The 15,083-nt window shown below is 40.6% G+C and carries 22 protein-coding genes; 20 read left to right on the top strand and 2 right to left on the bottom strand.

All coding sequences use genetic code 11. The features are described from left to right. Positions 1-28: 28 nt before the first annotated feature. The 11 genes from NZ043_RS27425 to NZ043_RS27375 all read left to right on the top strand — a co-directional run bounded on the left by NZ043_RS27425 (position 29) and on the right by NZ043_RS27375 (position 7,049). Entirely contained in the window at positions 29-1,063 is a 1,035-nt protein-coding gene (locus NZ043_RS27425; protein ID WP_339309757.1) for a recombinational DNA repair protein (RecE pathway), read from the top strand. After that, positions 1,063-1,770, top strand: a complete 708-nt coding sequence (locus NZ043_RS27420) for an MBL fold metallo-hydrolase (RefSeq protein WP_339309756.1) — start codon at positions 1,063-1,065, stop codon at positions 1,768-1,770. The genes NZ043_RS27425 and NZ043_RS27420 overlap by 1 nt, the downstream gene beginning before the upstream one ends. Positions 1,771-2,157: 387 nt before the next feature. Then, positions 2,158-2,448: a hypothetical protein gene (locus NZ043_RS27415; protein ID WP_339309755.1), complete on the top strand. Its 291-nt coding sequence runs from the start codon at positions 2,158-2,160 to the stop codon at positions 2,446-2,448. 16 nt (positions 2,449-2,464) lie between these two features. Then, a complete protein-coding gene (locus NZ043_RS27410; protein WP_339309754.1) occupies positions 2,465-3,415 on the top strand; it encodes a hypothetical protein in 951 nt (316 codons plus the stop codon). Further along, positions 3,408-3,746 (top strand): replicative helicase loader/inhibitor, encoded by a 339-nt coding sequence (locus tag NZ043_RS27405; protein ID WP_339309753.1) that lies wholly within the window; start codon positions 3,408-3,410, stop codon positions 3,744-3,746. Before NZ043_RS27410 ends, NZ043_RS27405 begins: the two co-directional genes overlap by 8 nt. Before the next feature lie 13 nt (positions 3,747-3,759). Beyond that, complete coding sequence (gene dnaB, locus NZ043_RS27400; protein ID WP_339312890.1) at positions 3,760-5,130, top strand: replicative DNA helicase; 1,371 nt, start codon at positions 3,760-3,762, stop codon at positions 5,128-5,130. 12 nt (positions 5,131-5,142) lie between these two features. Next, positions 5,143-5,301 carry a hypothetical protein gene (locus NZ043_RS27395; protein ID WP_339309752.1) on the top strand — a complete coding sequence of 53 codons (159 nt, stop codon included), beginning with the start codon at positions 5,143-5,145 and terminating at the stop codon, positions 5,299-5,301. Between the two features lie 53 nt (positions 5,302-5,354). Continuing rightward, complete coding sequence (locus NZ043_RS27390; protein ID WP_256338082.1) at positions 5,355-5,489, top strand: hypothetical protein; 135 nt, start codon at positions 5,355-5,357, stop codon at positions 5,487-5,489. Continuing rightward, entirely contained in the window at positions 5,477-5,635 is a 159-nt protein-coding gene (locus NZ043_RS27385) for a hypothetical protein (protein WP_339309751.1), read from the top strand. The genes NZ043_RS27390 and NZ043_RS27385 overlap by 13 nt, the downstream gene beginning before the upstream one ends. Next, positions 5,632-6,048, top strand: a complete 417-nt coding sequence (locus NZ043_RS27380) for a RusA family crossover junction endodeoxyribonuclease (protein WP_339309750.1) — start codon at positions 5,632-5,634, stop codon at positions 6,046-6,048. The genes NZ043_RS27385 and NZ043_RS27380 overlap by 4 nt, the downstream gene beginning before the upstream one ends. 20 nt (positions 6,049-6,068) lie before the next feature. Further along, entirely contained in the window at positions 6,069-7,049 is a 981-nt protein-coding gene (locus NZ043_RS27375) for a hypothetical protein (RefSeq protein ID WP_339309749.1), read from the top strand. A gap of 25 nt (positions 7,050-7,074) precedes the next feature. Here the strand turns inward: NZ043_RS27375 and NZ043_RS27370 are convergent, their stop codons facing one another. Then, positions 7,075-7,473, bottom strand: coding sequence for a hypothetical protein (locus tag NZ043_RS27370; RefSeq protein WP_339309748.1), 399 nt, complete (start codon positions 7,471-7,473; stop codon positions 7,075-7,077). A 153-nt stretch (positions 7,474-7,626) separates the two neighbouring features. Here NZ043_RS27370 and NZ043_RS27365 point away from each other — a divergent pair, with 153 nt between their 5' ends. From NZ043_RS27365 to NZ043_RS27325, 9 genes are all read left to right on the top strand, one after another. Beyond that, complete coding sequence (locus NZ043_RS27365; RefSeq protein WP_339309747.1) at positions 7,627-8,106, top strand: ArpU family phage packaging/lysis transcriptional regulator; 480 nt, start codon at positions 7,627-7,629, stop codon at positions 8,104-8,106. Between the two features lie 58 nt (positions 8,107-8,164). Continuing rightward, a complete protein-coding gene (locus tag NZ043_RS27360) occupies positions 8,165-9,784 on the top strand; it encodes a nuclease-related domain-containing protein (RefSeq protein ID WP_339309746.1) in 1,620 nt (539 codons plus the stop codon). 702 nt (positions 9,785-10,486) lie between these two features. After that, on the top strand, positions 10,487-10,996 hold the full coding sequence (locus tag NZ043_RS27355; protein ID WP_339309745.1) for a hypothetical protein: 510 nt from the start codon (positions 10,487-10,489) through the stop codon (positions 10,994-10,996). Positions 10,997-11,045: 49 nt separating this feature from the next. Beyond that, the gene (locus NZ043_RS27350; protein WP_339309744.1) at positions 11,046-11,237 is read left to right on the top strand and encodes a hypothetical protein; all 192 of its coding nucleotides are present in this window, start codon (positions 11,046-11,048) and stop codon (positions 11,235-11,237) included. A 244-nt stretch (positions 11,238-11,481) separates the two neighbouring features. After that, the gene (locus NZ043_RS27345; protein WP_339309743.1) at positions 11,482-11,988 is read left to right on the top strand and encodes a hypothetical protein; all 507 of its coding nucleotides are present in this window, start codon (positions 11,482-11,484) and stop codon (positions 11,986-11,988) included. A gap of 85 nt (positions 11,989-12,073) precedes the next feature. After that, positions 12,074-12,505, top strand: coding sequence for a hypothetical protein (locus tag NZ043_RS27340; protein ID WP_339309742.1), 432 nt, complete (start codon positions 12,074-12,076; stop codon positions 12,503-12,505). Continuing rightward, positions 12,502-12,624: a hypothetical protein gene (locus NZ043_RS27335; protein ID WP_339309741.1), complete on the top strand. Its 123-nt coding sequence runs from the start codon at positions 12,502-12,504 to the stop codon at positions 12,622-12,624. Before NZ043_RS27340 ends, NZ043_RS27335 begins: the two co-directional genes overlap by 4 nt. A 160-nt stretch (positions 12,625-12,784) precedes the next feature. Beyond that, the gene (locus NZ043_RS27330) at positions 12,785-13,138 is read left to right on the top strand and encodes a nucleotide pyrophosphohydrolase (RefSeq protein WP_339309740.1); all 354 of its coding nucleotides are present in this window, start codon (positions 12,785-12,787) and stop codon (positions 13,136-13,138) included. 14 nt (positions 13,139-13,152) lie between these two features. Further along, a complete protein-coding gene (locus tag NZ043_RS27325) occupies positions 13,153-14,685 on the top strand; it encodes a DUF3427 domain-containing protein (protein WP_339309739.1) in 1,533 nt (510 codons plus the stop codon). Positions 14,686-14,832: 147 nt separating this feature from the next. Here the strand turns inward: NZ043_RS27325 and NZ043_RS27320 are convergent, their stop codons facing one another. Beyond that, positions 14,833-15,072, bottom strand: a complete 240-nt coding sequence (locus NZ043_RS27320; protein WP_339309738.1) for a hypothetical protein — start codon at positions 15,070-15,072, stop codon at positions 14,833-14,835. Between the last annotated feature and the right edge of the window lie 11 nt (positions 15,073-15,083).

Here is a 15,083-nt window from a genome sequence, read left to right as displayed (position 1 = left end):
CGATTAATACATTCAGGAGGCGATTTAATTGAGTACAGAAAAACAACAAGCTCCCCAAACAGGGGAGCAAGCAATTGCTAAAACAGAGCCGACACAATCTGAACGTTTTATGACCAAAGTCATTTCCGAATTTGGTTCAAGCGTTGGCGAAGTTGCTCTTACCAACTTCCAGAAACGTCTTGCTCAGAACTACTTCATTGCTTTGGATGCAGTGTTGAAGACTGCAGAAGAAAAGCGCCTGAAAAAATCTGACCAGTATCGTGATCCTGTTCCTATGACTTGGGCGAACGTGAACATGGATAAGTTGTCACGCGATGTAGTTGCTTATGCTCGTATTGGTTTCGATCCAGCGCAGCCGAATCATATTAGCTTGATACCTTTTAAAAACAACAATACAGGTAAATACGATATCGGCTTTATCGAAGGGTACCGGGGCCTTGAACTCAAATCAGTGAAATACGGCTTGGAAGTTCCTGACCATGTAACTGTTGAACTGGTGTACTCCAATGATTACTTTGCACCTATTAAGAAAGATGCAAACCACCCACATGAAAGTTATGAATTTGAGATCAAAAACCCTTTTGACCGTGGGACTATCCTTGGCGGATTTTATTTTCACTCTTTTATCAAAACCCCTCAGAAAAACAAGTTGGTTATGATGACCCTCAAGGAAATTGAGAAACGTAAGCCAGAAAAAGCGAGTGTTGAGTTCTGGGGCGGAGAGAAAGACGTTTGGGAGAATAAGAAAAAGGTTGGTAAGGAGACAGTTGAAGGATGGCACGAAAAAATGTGTTGGAAGACCGTTTATCGTGCAGCGCACAACGATATCACCATTGACTCACAGAAGATAGACGATGATTATCTGCGCCTGAAACAGATAGAGAGTGACTTGTCTGATGCTGAGGTTTCAGAAGAGATTAGAGCGAATGCAAATCGTGACGTAATCGATGTTACCCCGCCACACCTGGATGATATTCCAAACGATGTATCTTCAGGAGATGGTCAGCCTGAGATGGAGTTCGGTGATCCGGATGACGGGAAATCGGACAAGGCGCCTTTCTGATGATTGAAATTAGTTCTCTCGGCTCCAGCAGCGCGGGTAACGCCTACCGAATCACGGATGGAAAAACGCCGCTCCTGCTGGATGCAGGGCTTCGATATAAAGACATTCAGCGCGGTCTTGCCTTCCGTGTGTCGGATCTGGCCGGATGCCTTGTGAGTCATGATCATGGCGACCATAGTATCGCTATCAAGGATCTGATGAAGGCAGGAGTGGACATATACACTAGTTCCGGTACCGCAGATGCTTTGCGTCTCGACAGTCACCGTGTGCGGCGTGTATCGGCACTTGAGCCGTTCACCATTGGTACCTGGTCAATTCTACCCTTTGATGTTCAGCATGACGCAGCGGAGCCCTTGGGGTTCCTCTTGGCTAATACAGCAGGGGACAAGCTTCTGTTTGCAACAGACACCTATTACATCAAGCATCGATTTACTGGACTTACTCACATCATGGTGGAATGCAATTATTCCATTCAGATCCTTAACCAAAATATCGCCGCTGGCCATGTGCCGGCGGTCATGAAACATAGATTGTTGCGTTCGCACTTCTCGCTCGAGAACGTGAAGGAATTCATCCGAGCGAACGACATGCGGCATGTGCAAGAGATTCACTTGCTTCACCTGTCAGACAACAATTCAGATGAAGCGATGTTCAAACGGGAAATAGCAGCCCTCACAGGCAAACAGGTATATGTAGCGGGTAGGTGATCGATATGAACGATCTGTCAGGCAAGCCGCTCCTTAAGAGCATGATGGGGAAACGGATATGGAAGTTGTTTGATACTGACAAGGCAGCCTTTCAACGTGAAACTATTGCGTATTTTGAACGCGGGTACCCGGATTGGGAGGTTAAGAGGGCTAAGTATCCGCATGTATTCTTACAACACAGAAAGGGTCGATGATACATGGCAACTGTTAAGCAAGTCTCTGTTGGGGCTTCATATACGAAGAACCTGGGCAATTTCCAAAGTTTGAAAGTGGAAGCGAACATTGTTGTTGACTTACATGACGATGATGATCCAGAAGCTGTTTACGCTGATGCATGGGAAAGGGTCCAAAAACAAGTTCGAATTGGATTAGGAGGGAGCAATCAGAATGAACAACACCACACAGACCAGCAGAAAGGCAGTCTTCAACCAGCTTCAGCAAATGTTTGAAGAAGCTGATGGTCGCGGATCTACTGCTCTCCAATTGCACTTGAAGGATGTGGCCTATGCACTTGGTGCTCAAGCCGCAATGGTGTCTGAACCGGATCAAATGCCAGAAGTCATTAACAATCTAATCACCGAGTTTGGTCGAGGTATTCAAACAGTCATTCAAGAGATAACAGGCAATGAAAGCAAGTTAGATGTCGCCGTTTACGCAGTAAGTAGTTCACAGCATTAAAAAGGGGTTGAGCAACATGCCCGATGGCAGTTACCCGTTTCCGATTTACTCCGGCATCTTGGAGCCAGACCACTACAAGAACATAGGCAACGCGATATGGCTTTTCCTCTGGTGCATCAGTTCAACTACGAAGGAGATTGAGGAGGAGGAAACTGTCTGGGGCGTTGTCCTCGGCGGCAAGCCAATGAAGCTGTCTGAGATTGCTGGATACTTCGGAGTCAATGATAAGACCGTCAGCAGATGGATGGATGCACTTGAACAACATCAGTACATCAATGTTACCAGGGCACCAAGAGGGTTGATATTAAAGGTTAAAAATTCAAAGAAGAGATCAGACAGAAATGTCCGATCAGTCGAAAGTGAACGGACAAAAGTGTCCGATCACAATCACGGTGATCAGACAATATTGTCCGATCAGTCGCCTAGTGATCAGACAGAAATGTCCGATCACACAGCAAATTTGGGTAGTGATCGGACAAAACTGTCCGATCTAAAAGATAGTACTACTACTATTACTACTGTTAAAGATTCGGATTCATGGGATGACATATTGAATCCTATTCCTTCCGGAGACGATGGAATGATTGAAATATTGGATGCTTATTGCAAGATGCACAACAAACTGGATTTTAATGTTTCTCAGAAAGAACGTTTAGCCATGGGTAAGATGGTCGCCGGAGGTACGCCTAGCCCTTTTACCATCCAAACTATGGCAAGCCTGCTTCAGGCAAAACGCATTCGTGAGGGAAATAGCTTCAAGCTTCCCAAGAGTTTTTTATACTACGTCGAAGGCATCGAGGAAGCTTGGAAAATTCATCAAGTACCGGAACAGCAGCAGCCATTTAAACCTGCTTTGGTTCCAAACGTACAAGCGCCAGCGGCTACTCAGCCGCGCAGATTAAGCCGTCAGCAACAGGAACTCGCAGATCTAAGGCGGCGAGCGGAGGAGGAACGTAAGCGTGGATAGAGCAGAAATTTTTGACTTGCTGATCGAGATCAAGGAGAACTACCCCCATTTCGACGTGAGTGAGGAAAATGTGGATCGTCACATGAAGTATCTGCATGACTTCTCGTTTGAAGCAGCTCAGCAAAACCTTCAAGAACATGTACGGACAGGGAAGTGGGCACCGAATATTGCTGAAATCCGCGGACAGTTGGGTGAACAGCTTGAACGTAATCGGATGCGTGCTGTAACTGCTGAATTTTTTGCAAAGAGAGAAGCGGCAGCAGAAGTGGCTTGCCCACCTCCGCCAGGCTGGAAGGATGGTTTAATTGAACGGCTTCGACATAGAAAATAACCTGCCATACAGCATGGAGTTTGAACAGGCAGCATTGGGTGCCTTGTTGCTAAAGCCAGATGAAGCATTGGAACATGCCGAAATGCTCACAGTTGACGCTTTTTACGATAAGGCCCATAGCCTAATTTACACAACGATTGCAGGATTGGCTGAAGGTCAAAATCCGATCGACCTTGTTACAGTGACGGAAAGTCTGAAGGACAAAGGTGAACTGAATGATATCGGTGGAGTGAGTTACCTTGCTAAGTTGGCGGGGGGAGTACCAACTGTCGCGAATGCCGGTTACTACTTCGAACAGCTTCAGGATATGGCAATTCGCAGGGATCTGATTCGGACGAATATGCTTCTGATACAACAAGCAGCTGCAGGGACGGAAATATCGCAGTTAATGTCCAGTGCTCAACAAGCACAGAACAAGTTAACTGATCGAGCAGCACCAAAACAGGATTTTAAGCGAATTGAAAATGTGTTGATTGATGTTGTGGAATCTGCCGAGATTCGTTCTGACAACTTTAAGAATGGCACAGTCACAGGTATTCAGACCGGATTTGCAGACTTGGACAGTATCACAGCCGGATTGCAAAAGAGTGATTTGATTATTGTTGCCGCTCGACCATCAGTAGGTAAAACGGCTTTCGCTCTGAACATTGCTCAAAACGTGGCCATTCGGAATACCGAACCGGTAGCCATATTCAGTTTAGAGATGTCGGCAGCTCAGCTTGTTCAGCGGATGGTATGTGCCGAGGGGAACATCGACGCGAGCAACATGAGAATGGGCGATTTTGCTTCAGATGATTGGACAAAATTTGCTCAAGCAGTCGGAATCCTAGGTGCTACAAATATCCGTATCGACGATTCGCCGGGTATCACTGTTCACGAGATTCGCGCGAAGTGCCGTCGTCTGAAAAAGCAAGAAGGACTGAGGATGATAGTCATCGACTATCTTCAGCTCATCGCAGGTCGTCAGGGAAAAGGTTCTGAGAATCGACAACAAGAAGTTTCCGAGATTTCAAGGACATTGAAGCAATTGGCTCGTGAATTGGATGTTCCGGTTGTTGCATTGTCCCAGCTCAGCCGAGCGGTTGAACAACGCCAGGACAAACGTCCGATGATGAGTGACTTACGGGAATCGGGTTCGATCGAGCAAGATGCCGACATTGTAGCGTTCTTGTACCGGGACGACTACTACAACCAGGAGTCGGAGAAGAAGAACATCATCGAGATCATCATCGGTAAGCAGCGGAATGGTCCAGTAGGCACGGTTGAACTGGTCTTCCTGAAACAGTTCAATAAATTCGTCAATTACCAACGCACTCATAACGATTCATTCGGACCAAAACCGCCACAACGGCCTCAAAACATTGAACAACGCCAGTGGGCATAAGGAGGAACGGACATGAAGCAAGGGAAGCGGCCAACAAAGCGGCAAAAGATTGAGATTAAGGCTAATGGCTTGAATGCAGAGAACTGGTTAGTTGAAAGGGATCTGCCAGACCAAATGGTCATTGTTCATCGTTTTTCAGGTAAAGCGAGAACAATTCGGCGGGGAGCATGATGGGCAGTACGTATACCAGATGGTCGGTGTCAGAGTACATGAGACATCGATTCATGAATACAGGACAGGTCCCAGATCGGGATGAGCTGCAGGCCGAATTTGCGGGAATTGATCAAACTGAGCTCCACGAAGGGATCGCTGAGTTTGATGCAATTGTCGGAACTGGAGGTGCGGCATGCGAAAGCTGATTGATCCGCACCATCAGACACATTTGAGTTACATTGTCCGCGGTGACGATGGTCGTAAACTGGACGAGATATTTGTCATTAAGCGGGACATGCTGCCTGCACGTCAACGGCGTAGAGAAAGAACGAAAGGGCGGCGACGCAGATGATCACTTTCACGGTATATGGTGAACCGGTGGCGCAGGGGAGGCCTCGGGCTTCAACTCAAGGCGGGTTCGTGAGAATGTATGACCCGGAGAAGTCGAAGGGATACAAGGATTATGTCCGACTGGCAGCTGCTGAGCATGCGCCAAACGCATTGTTGGAAGGCCCGCTCGGAATGATGTTGACAGTGTACAGGTCAATTCCCAAATCCTTTAGTAAGAAGAAGGCCGCGCAGGCCGAGTCTGGAGAGATCAGGCCAGTCAGCAAGCCGGACGTGGACAATTATCTGAAAGGTGTGAAGGATGCCCTCAAGGGCGTTATCTGGAAGGATGACAGCCAAGTGGTTGAGGTATTTGCTCAGAAGCGTTATAGCGCACGGCCACGCATTGAAGTGAAAATCAAAGACCTATCTAACTAAATCTTAGGAGATGAACAATCATGGCAAATGAAATGGTGAAATTTACGGCAGAAGTGGCAAAAGGAATCAGTGTTGGTACAAAGGATGTCACAATTAAGTTGCTTATCCCACTTGCTGCAGTCGAATCAAGATTATCTGTTTTAGCTAAGATGCAAGAAAAAGAGGTCATGGTATACCTGGGCGATCCGCAGGGAGCTTTTGACTTCGATGATGAAGAACGGGACCCAATGTATGACACTTGGCAAGGTGGCCGCCGCGTAACAACCGATGCATCTGGGGTAGTCACCAAGATTGAAGGTTCAGGACAGGAAGAGAAGGACGAGAACCAGGCGAAGCTCTTCGATAGTGAAGGCAATCGGTTGAATCAGCAGGATGATGTACAAGATTCAGACAAGCATACACTTGAGCAGTATATCCTTCAGCATCGCCCTGTTGTGCCCGGATTGGACCTTGATGTTCTCCCTGTACTTGAACGCCGGAGTAGAACAGGGGAAACTTTGCGAGAGATCGCAGAGGATATGGATATAAGTCTCGGCATTCTGGCAGCTCAAGTTATTAAGTATGAATTTGCTGTTAAGGACTTAATGACTACTATCGATAAAGAACCTGAACTTTATGGTGAAAAATATGACAATGAAATACCTGATTGGATGACGGAAGGTGGTGGAGATTCCGAGCCGAAGGAAATGGAATTCTCTTCTAATGATTTAGAAGTTGATCCGCAGCCGCCGGCAGATAAGAATTTACCTGAAGGCGACACAGAGGGTTCAGATGGCGACATCGATCCAGACGAATTGGAGCGTTATATCTTGGAGAAGCGCCCGATCATTCCTGACATCACTTTAGACGTCCCAGCTGCCATTGAACGTAAGCGCGGAAGTGATGCAACATGGCGTGAAATTGCAGACAGCATGGGTATTTCGCAAGGCAAGCTGAGTGGCGCGGTTTCTCGTTACAAGAAGGCAGTTAAAGATCAGATGATAGGAAATGGGGTAGCGTAAGCCTTCTGATGAAATTCTCAGTCAATCAAGGCTTGGAGTTTAGTTCAGTAATACGAAATTCTACTCTGTTTTTTATAATAATAAAAATTTTTATTTTCTCTCTTTCATTACGAGTATCTTTCAAAACGCTAAATAAGATGAAAGTGAAGACTAATAAGAGTATGCAAGAAATAATGATTTTAATCGTGAGAATAGAATCATAAGCGATCAAAATATTACTTGAAGTGAAAGAAACTATAGCACCAACTAATGTGAGGCTTAAACCGAAAGTTGATATTTGCTTACTTTTTTCAATATTACCGTCTATGTAGCCGACTAATTCTTTTAAATCATTCAAACTTAATCCGTTTATATGAGAGCTGGTTTGTTTGTAATCAGTGACCAATGTTTCTAAATATCTATCGAAATCCATAACAGTACTCATTCGTTTGCTCCTATCTGCATTGTTTATATATTTATCGGAATGTTATTGGAAAATGTAAATATCTGAATAAAGGAAACCCCCGCAATCCTTGGTCGGGTCCGCGGGGGTTAAACTATTACCATCACCAAATTATAACACGGTGAGGGGATTAAAATGGGGAAACGCCGAAAAAACAACTTACAATTAACTTTTAACATACTGCCAATCGACGAGAAGGCTACCCGCCGCGCTGTGGAAGAATATATTGAAATCGTTCGTCAGTACCGGCAGATCGGTTTCGTGAGACGTGAGGCAGCAATCATTCAAGCTTATGTATACAGAGAACACCAGTCCACAAATGTGATCAGCAAGCAGACTGAGACAATTGCTATATATAATGTAGATAAGGAAACTGAGTTGAAAGAGATGGATCGGTTGCTCAGTTTAGCAATGGAAAAGTTATCATCCGTTCAACGGGAAGTAATCCAGCGAAGCTATCTTGATGTTGAGGGAGAGTTTGATTATATCAATTGTGGAGAGATAGGGGTGAGTGATAGAACATATCGAAGAATTAAAAATGAAGCAATAAATATGTTGGCTTTAATTCTAAACTTAAATGTAGTTAACAATGTTCTACTAAATGAAGTGAAATAGCTGACAAAAAAAGTGTTAGCTATTTTTTTATGATAAACTGTGATTATGGAGGGGAAATATGAAAATTTCAGAAGCATATCCAATTCAAATATTTGCAACTTACAGTGACCTTTTTGGAGAAGTATTTAACAAAGAACGTTTGAAGGATATTATACATGATCTTCCTCTTGGGGGAATGATAAATATTCTTTCAAAGTTGAATGGAGATGAACTTGATGAAAAAAAAATCAGACATGAATTTATTACTTTTTTGAAAACAAACGTAACTAATTCTGAATTAATTATACAAAAAGTTGAAGGGATGAAGTTATACACACCACAGGGTTTATTGACACTATGGAAGTGGTTTCTCTCATATGGAGATTGGAATAAAATTGATGCTTTTTTTGAAACTAACAGAAGCATAAGTACTAATTTGTATCTTCATCTTATAATTGGAGATTATCTGTATGAAAAAAAAGATGAGAACGATGAAGATGAAATTCTTTATGAGATGTTTAGTAATCTTAATTTTAATTCACACGAGGACATTGCTTCAGCACTAGCGCGTGCCTGTGTGATTTATGATGAAATTGCAAAGAACAAAGACAACTTCAATTCTAGGGAGTATATGGATATAAATGCTGCTTTTCAAGGAAAATATAATTATAGTATTACGGAATATTTAGCATGTATATTTTCTATTTTTTCGTCGTTTGATGCGGCTAAAAATGATATGAGCAAAAGCGCAGCAAGAGATTTGGATTTTTTCAAACAATTTGTTGAACATGTGAAAATTGACAAAATACTGGATGAACTTTCGGTAGACATAAAAGTGGCCAAGAGATGGGCTGCTGAAAACATAGATAATAGCTGGAATTATCAACTGTTCAAAGAGAAACCATTGATCAAACTGGATAATGGTTTTTACTTACCTTTTAGTGTGAACCTTCTAAGACAGCAGATGTTTTCTCAATTGTTTTTTAAAATTAGAGAATGCTTTTCCAAAGATAATGAACAAATTATAAGTTTCATAGGAAGATGCTTCGAAAAGTATGTGGAGATTATTACTGAAGAGGCAGTAAGCTTGTCAAATATTGATTATAAAGTCATTCCCGAATTTACATTCGGTAACAATAAATCGCCTGATTATATGCTTCGCTTAGGTAAGAAGTTACTTGCGGTTGAAGTAAAGAATAGAAGATTAAAATTAGACTCAATTATTAACAAGAACCACGAAACGATTCATTCTGATATGGGAAATATGATCGAAAGTCCAATTCTTCAACTATCTAGGTGCATAAAGAAATTGATAGAAAAGAACCATTCTTCTGTAGCAGGGATAGAGGAGATCTATCTTGCCGTTGTAACACAGGGATCTATTGCGACTTTACCGAATTTTATGAAAGATATTGAAGATAATGTATTTGGTAGATTAGAAATTCCAGTAAAATCAATTTATCATTTTGATATTCAAGAATATGAAAGTTTATTAGCGATAATAGCGAAACAGGGGGCTAAACCAGTATTCAGGATTCTTGATAACAAAACTAGACTGGCTCCCTATATATCATTTAACAATTATTTGTATAAAAGATCCTATTCCAAGAAACGTTTACCTTTAATTAATCAAAAGTTTAACCATTACACAGACGAATTTCTAGATATTCTAACTGGAAATCAAACAAGAGACCGCTAAATGGCCATGTTTTGACCTTAACTTGGCCCTGAGCTGGATTTTTTACATGATATATTTGTATTGTGGAAATCGGGCGAGAATGAAACGCACAGCTGTACTAGCGGCATATGACTGGGGCGTTCATCTTCTCACCTTTTCCAGTTCTCAGTAAAGCAACCGATAGGCCAACCGGGAGGCATTCGAGCAAAGGGAACTCCTGATAGAGTTTCTGCTATGCTCCTTCGGTTGTTTTGTTGTTTTGAAAATCAAATGCGAAATAGTAAGCATTCAGCAGGAAACGACGGGTTTGTTCTAGTTCATCGGGACTCACCTGTTTTCAGTTCCTTGACCGGAATTTTGCATCATATGTAAAATGGTCTTGTTCTTCCTCTCTTGTAACTTAGAACGTATGCTTTTAAAGCAAAGAGCACAGCGTTTTTGCGGCGACAGTTTCGGGCGCATGCTTTTAGGACGTAAAACCAACATCATACATATCACATTAAAGTCGTTCCTTCACTGGATCGGCTTTTTTTATTGGAGGAATTGAAGTCATCAGCAGAAGACGGAAGAAGATACGCATTCGCCCCAACAAGCAGCCAGAGAAGTGCAAGGGTTGTGTATGGGGTAGATGGGATGGAGTTAAGCAGTTTTGTTGTAGACGACCTTGTGTTAGGAAGGGAAATCTTCCCTGATGTCGAATTATAAGAGACTGGGGGGAGTGCTTTGAAAATTAGTGATGTTATTGATTATTCATTAGAATCTATAGCCGGCAAGATCAAGAATGCACCAAGTGAAAAAATCGCTGAACTTGCAAGTAACAATGTCCTAAGAAGTACGTTTGCGATCACAAGTACATTTGCCATTTTAACTGAGGAGTTAAAGAAAGAATTATTATACTTAATTCAGGAAATTTCTCAGACTGAAGTTAGAAAAAAAGATATATCTGCTCTTCGGGTTAGACTCAATGAGTTTATTCTGTCTGAATTTAAGGAGCATGAGAAACATTTGACAAGTTTGAACATCTTCTCTAAATTCGCAAGTCCGGAAATCATCAAATTTATTAATAAAGAAATTGATGACACTAAGTCGACAGTGGAACTGAAACTGTTGGTTGTCGAACGGAAGCTCAGTGAACGAAAGTGGCAAATTTATTGGGATTTAACTAAAATGGCACTTTCTGCAATAATAGGAGGTGTTATTGGAGCATATATCAAAAGTGTATTGGGAGCCTAAACGAAGGGGCCTTTTCTTTTGTCGAGTTGTGATATAAGGAGGAAAGTTTATGGGTGAATTTGAAGACGGTTTTTATTCATATATAAGAAATGAAGCAAAAGAATATGTTTGTGTAGAGTGTGGTACAAATAACCTTAAGGCAACAACAAGAAAATATATCAATCCGTTTGTAGCAGAAGTTACTCTCAAATGTGTTTATTGTGTAGGTGAAAGAGTAGTTACGATGCGAATGCCAGATTAACATCTCCGAAGGTTTTTCTTTTGCTCTCATATTGACAGAATTTGAGCCGTTCTAAGTCTTGCTAAATGAGTTCTTATGTTCTCGTGTGTTAGTCCATTGATAGTTGAGAACAGCAACTGAGCCATTTTATGCATACATATGAAGGTTATACGAACGTTGAAACCAACTCAACTCAATTTTTAACTGAATCTTTTTATGTTGAAGTTTATAAGTGTGTTACAAGTTACATAACGGAGGCACAATAATGAAAGAACAACAAATCCATCTGCGTTTGGCTACAAGTAACTTAGACCTTTCAAAAGTTACTAATGATTACTATGAATCGTACGAAACTTATGATCGGGTAGGCGGATTCTGGACTTCAACATACAGACATGATATTTGTTGCGAATGGTTGCATTTTAAAATATACAAACCATTGGCTGAAGTTTATAACGGATACGTATTTAACGTCTTATCTGATGCTAAAATATTCACGATTAATAGTTTTGACAAAGAAGAGATTGTTCAAAATGAATATAAAAATAATTATAATTTGATTGCGAAAGATTTTGATGGAATTCATCTTGATGGTGAATATTTAGATCAACTGAAAAAGAGACATGCTGATTCTCTTTTTCTACATTGGTCATGTGATAGTACATGGTGGTTCAACACTGATAAATTAAAATTAGGGTTTACTCTTAATGGTGAAGAGATAAAGAATTTTGCTAAGATATCATACAAGGGTTTTAATCTTAGGCCTCAATAATTTGTCTAATAAATCCCTTGAGTGCCGTTAATTATTGTCAGGTGCAAAAAGGCTGTTTCAGAATTCGAGAGGGGTATGATACTTGATGAAAAAAATATTGAAACATTCAGATTGGCTTTTTCTAAGCATAGTGATATTAGGTTACATTGCTATTACCATTGAAATAGTTTTTACAGGTGAACAATCGATAGTAGAGAAAAGAGATTTATATAGAATGATGGCTAGCACAAATATTACGCTGGCTTTAGGGTTTGCTGCTATTCTGATCGCTGTTGTGGCATTGAATAATAAAGTACTTATTGATGCAGCTTGGAAAAAATCCTTAACGGTTGGTATTACAGCTTATATTCTATTTATGTTACTGAATTCTATTCAGTTAATGTTGAGCTACTCAAACATCTATATAGAGTTAGCTGTTATGAAAAATGTCTTTGTTGTATCGAATATTTGTTTTGCACTATCGTTGGTATCAGCATTCTCTCTTATGAAGCGTGTAATCATGAGAGTGGAGAAATGAAATCTGTAAATGACTGTGGCTTATCTGCTACAGTCAACATCCGAATCGTGCCAATCGATAAGATTAACGCAGCAGCCTACAGCCTCTGTGTAGACCTTCAGCCTGGCGATGTTGAATAGAGAAGTTTCGCCGTATCATAGAGGAATTTGGCAATGTTGAGCCGATTGTCTGGAACGAACGCACTGGGATTAGGGTCGGGGGTCTCAGCGGTAAAAGATCATGGATAAATCAAAATGATACCAGCTCAAAATAAGCAAGGGTTTTGACACAGTTTGTCAAATGATTAATTCGAGGTGGTTAATATTGGATGAATTAATTAAAAAAATAACGGCATTTAGAGATGCGCGAGACTGGGGACAATTTCATAACCCCAAGGACCTTGCGATTTCTTTAAATCTAGAGGCGAGCGAATTACTCGAGCTCTTCCAATGGAAGAGCAGTGAGGAAGCAATCGAGCAAAATAAAGACAAGCTTCAGGACGAATTAGCAGACGTTCTCTATTACGTGCTACTAATTTGCCATGATCTTGGCATAGAACCCAAGGAAGCACTGCTTAAGAAGATAAAGAAAAATGCCGATAAGTATCCTGTAGAGAAGTCTTATGGTTCCAAAAAGAAATACAATGAATTTTAGAGGTGATAACTAACATGACTCAAATCCTATTACAACCTGCAGCAAGTGATAAACCATTAGAACATTTTGAAAAAACCATACAGCAAAAAGTTACTCAAGAAGTCCTTAGCGAATTTTTAACTGAAGAACAGCTCTCCCAGGTTCAATTGATTTATGGTGAGGATAATGTGCCTGTATGGGGTGTAATAAAATCTGCTGACCTGAGTAATAAAAGGCAGTGGGACAAAGTTCAGAAAGGTGATGTAGCTCTTTTTGCAGGTAGGACTATTTATGCATCAGGAACAGTGACTTTAAAACTACATAATATTGATTTGGCAAAGAAATTATGGCCGGATACTGAGTATCCCTTTGAGTATATTTATTTTTTAAATAATATTATCCAGCAAAATATTTCAAAGAAAGAACTCAACAGCCAAATTGGTTATTCTATTAATAATCCGATTCAAAAGTTTACAGTCCTTGATCCAGAGACTAGCCAGGTTTTGTTAGAGGAGTACGACTCTTTCAATTCCACAAACGTAAGTGATTTTACTCGTGAATTTGTGGCTTTGGCGAGAAAACCATTGGTTAGATATGAGAAATATAGCCGGAAAGAAATTCATGATATTTTCGAGCCTCATACAAAATTTACTCCACAGACGGGGACATGGGGAATAAAAGGGATAATTCCTTTGAAAGAAGCACCTAACGATTTCGTTTTATTTGTAACCTATGGTAAAAAAGAAGCTCACCATACATTTGATGAAGAGATAAACATTAATGGACTGGTGAATTGGCAATCTCAACCCAAGCAAAAGTTGGGATCTAAAACCGTGAAAAGGCTAATTGATCACGATCATGAAAAAAGCAATGTTTATTTACTATTACGCACAGCTAGCAATGATCCTAGATATATTTATATGGGGAAATTAGCTTACGTTGAGCATGATCTTTCGAAAGAAGAGCCAGTATATTTTAAATGGCAGATACTTGATTGGGATTTAGATAAAGAAAGAGCATCTTTATTAGGTATAGAACTTGTTGATGAAATATCAGATTTAACGATCGTTCATGCCAGTCCATCAAAAGAACTTACTTTAGTTCCACCGCCTCCTAAAAAGAAACGAAATAAAAAGAGCCAGAACAGTTTTAAAGGGAGAAAGGTTGATTTTGTTCAGACTAATGCAAAGAACAAAGTAGTAGGTGATCTCGGAGAAATGTTAGTTGTCCAATATGAAAAGGATAAACTTATAGAAGCGGGAAGACCTGACTTAGCAGATGATGTTGAGCATTCCTCCGATCTTATTGGAGACGGATTAGGTTATGATATAAAATCTTATACCCCTGATGGGGAAGTGAAATATATAGAAGTTAAAGCAACTGTAGGTGATATTTACACTCCGTACTATTTAACTCTGAGAGAAGTATTGTTTTCTCAAGAAAAGAAGAATAGCTACTATTTGTACAGGGTTTACAACATTAATGACAATCCTGAGTTTTGTATTTACCAGGGTGATCTTACCGACCAATTAGTATTAGAACCAACTCAATATAAGGTTTACCCATAATTATTACATGTAGCTGGGTAACCTTATAATGTTTCAGGTGATTATAACATTTTTAAAGTATGGTTATCTTTTCTTTACTGAAAACTTAAGAGATATGCTTAAGAAATCAGCCTAAAACTATAGGCTGATTTTCTTTTTTTATATTAATCAACTACTACGAATGAAAGTGATATTTTCACCTAAATTCACCTTCTCAACCTTCCATCCAGCTTTTAACCAAGAATGAGCTTGAACACGAGTGGCATTGGTTGTGTTTCCCCACCATGTTCGATCTTTGAAAGCACTCTCGGGGAGCTTGCTTCCTATAATGTATTCTATGTCTGCGTATGTAAGTGTAAGGGTGACTTTTGAACATAAATATTCGTTTAATGGGTCATATTTATTCATGAGCATACCTC

The organism is Paenibacillus sp. FSL k6-2145, from assembly GCF_037976585.1.
In the GTDB taxonomy this organism is placed as follows: domain Bacteria; phylum Bacillota; class Bacilli; order Paenibacillales; family Paenibacillaceae; genus Paenibacillus.
Note: the sequence above shows the minus strand (reverse complement) of the source record. Positions and strands in the feature narration are given on the sequence as shown.

Coding starts and splice junctions, on each gene's coding strand:
- NZ043_RS27420 (WP_339309756.1), top strand. CDS start 1,063: ATGATTGAAATTAGTTCTCTCGGCTCCAGCAGCGCGGGTAACGCCTAC.
- NZ043_RS27415 (WP_339309755.1), top strand. CDS start 2,158: ATGAACAACACCACACAGACCAGCAGAAAGGCAGTCTTCAACCAGCTT.
- NZ043_RS27410 (WP_339309754.1), top strand. CDS start 2,465: ATGCCCGATGGCAGTTACCCGTTTCCGATTTACTCCGGCATCTTGGAG.
- dnaB (WP_339312890.1), top strand. CDS start 3,760: ATGGAGTTTGAACAGGCAGCATTGGGTGCCTTGTTGCTAAAGCCAGAT.
- NZ043_RS27395 (WP_339309752.1), top strand. CDS start 5,143: ATGAAGCAAGGGAAGCGGCCAACAAAGCGGCAAAAGATTGAGATTAAG.
- NZ043_RS27390 (WP_256338082.1), top strand. CDS start 5,355: ATGAATACAGGACAGGTCCCAGATCGGGATGAGCTGCAGGCCGAATTT.
- NZ043_RS27385 (WP_339309751.1), top strand. CDS start 5,477: ATGCGAAAGCTGATTGATCCGCACCATCAGACACATTTGAGTTACATT.
- NZ043_RS27380 (WP_339309750.1), top strand. CDS start 5,632: ATGATCACTTTCACGGTATATGGTGAACCGGTGGCGCAGGGGAGGCCT.
- NZ043_RS27375 (WP_339309749.1), top strand. CDS start 6,069: ATGGCAAATGAAATGGTGAAATTTACGGCAGAAGTGGCAAAAGGAATC.
- NZ043_RS27370 (WP_339309748.1), bottom strand. CDS start 7,473: ATGAGTACTGTTATGGATTTCGATAGATATTTAGAAACATTGGTCACT.
- NZ043_RS27365 (WP_339309747.1), top strand. CDS start 7,627: ATGGGGAAACGCCGAAAAAACAACTTACAATTAACTTTTAACATACTG.
- NZ043_RS27360 (WP_339309746.1), top strand. CDS start 8,165: ATGAAAATTTCAGAAGCATATCCAATTCAAATATTTGCAACTTACAGT.
- NZ043_RS27350 (WP_339309744.1), top strand. CDS start 11,046: ATGGGTGAATTTGAAGACGGTTTTTATTCATATATAAGAAATGAAGCA.
- NZ043_RS27345 (WP_339309743.1), top strand. CDS start 11,482: ATGAAAGAACAACAAATCCATCTGCGTTTGGCTACAAGTAACTTAGAC.
- NZ043_RS27340 (WP_339309742.1), top strand. CDS start 12,074: ATGAAAAAAATATTGAAACATTCAGATTGGCTTTTTCTAAGCATAGTG.
- NZ043_RS27335 (WP_339309741.1), top strand. CDS start 12,502: ATGAAATCTGTAAATGACTGTGGCTTATCTGCTACAGTCAACATCCGA.
- NZ043_RS27330 (WP_339309740.1), top strand. CDS start 12,785: ATGATTAATTCGAGGTGGTTAATATTGGATGAATTAATTAAAAAAATA.
- NZ043_RS27325 (WP_339309739.1), top strand. CDS start 13,153: ATGACTCAAATCCTATTACAACCTGCAGCAAGTGATAAACCATTAGAA.
- NZ043_RS27320 (WP_339309738.1), bottom strand. CDS start 15,072: ATGAATAAATATGACCCATTAAACGAATATTTATGTTCAAAAGTCACC.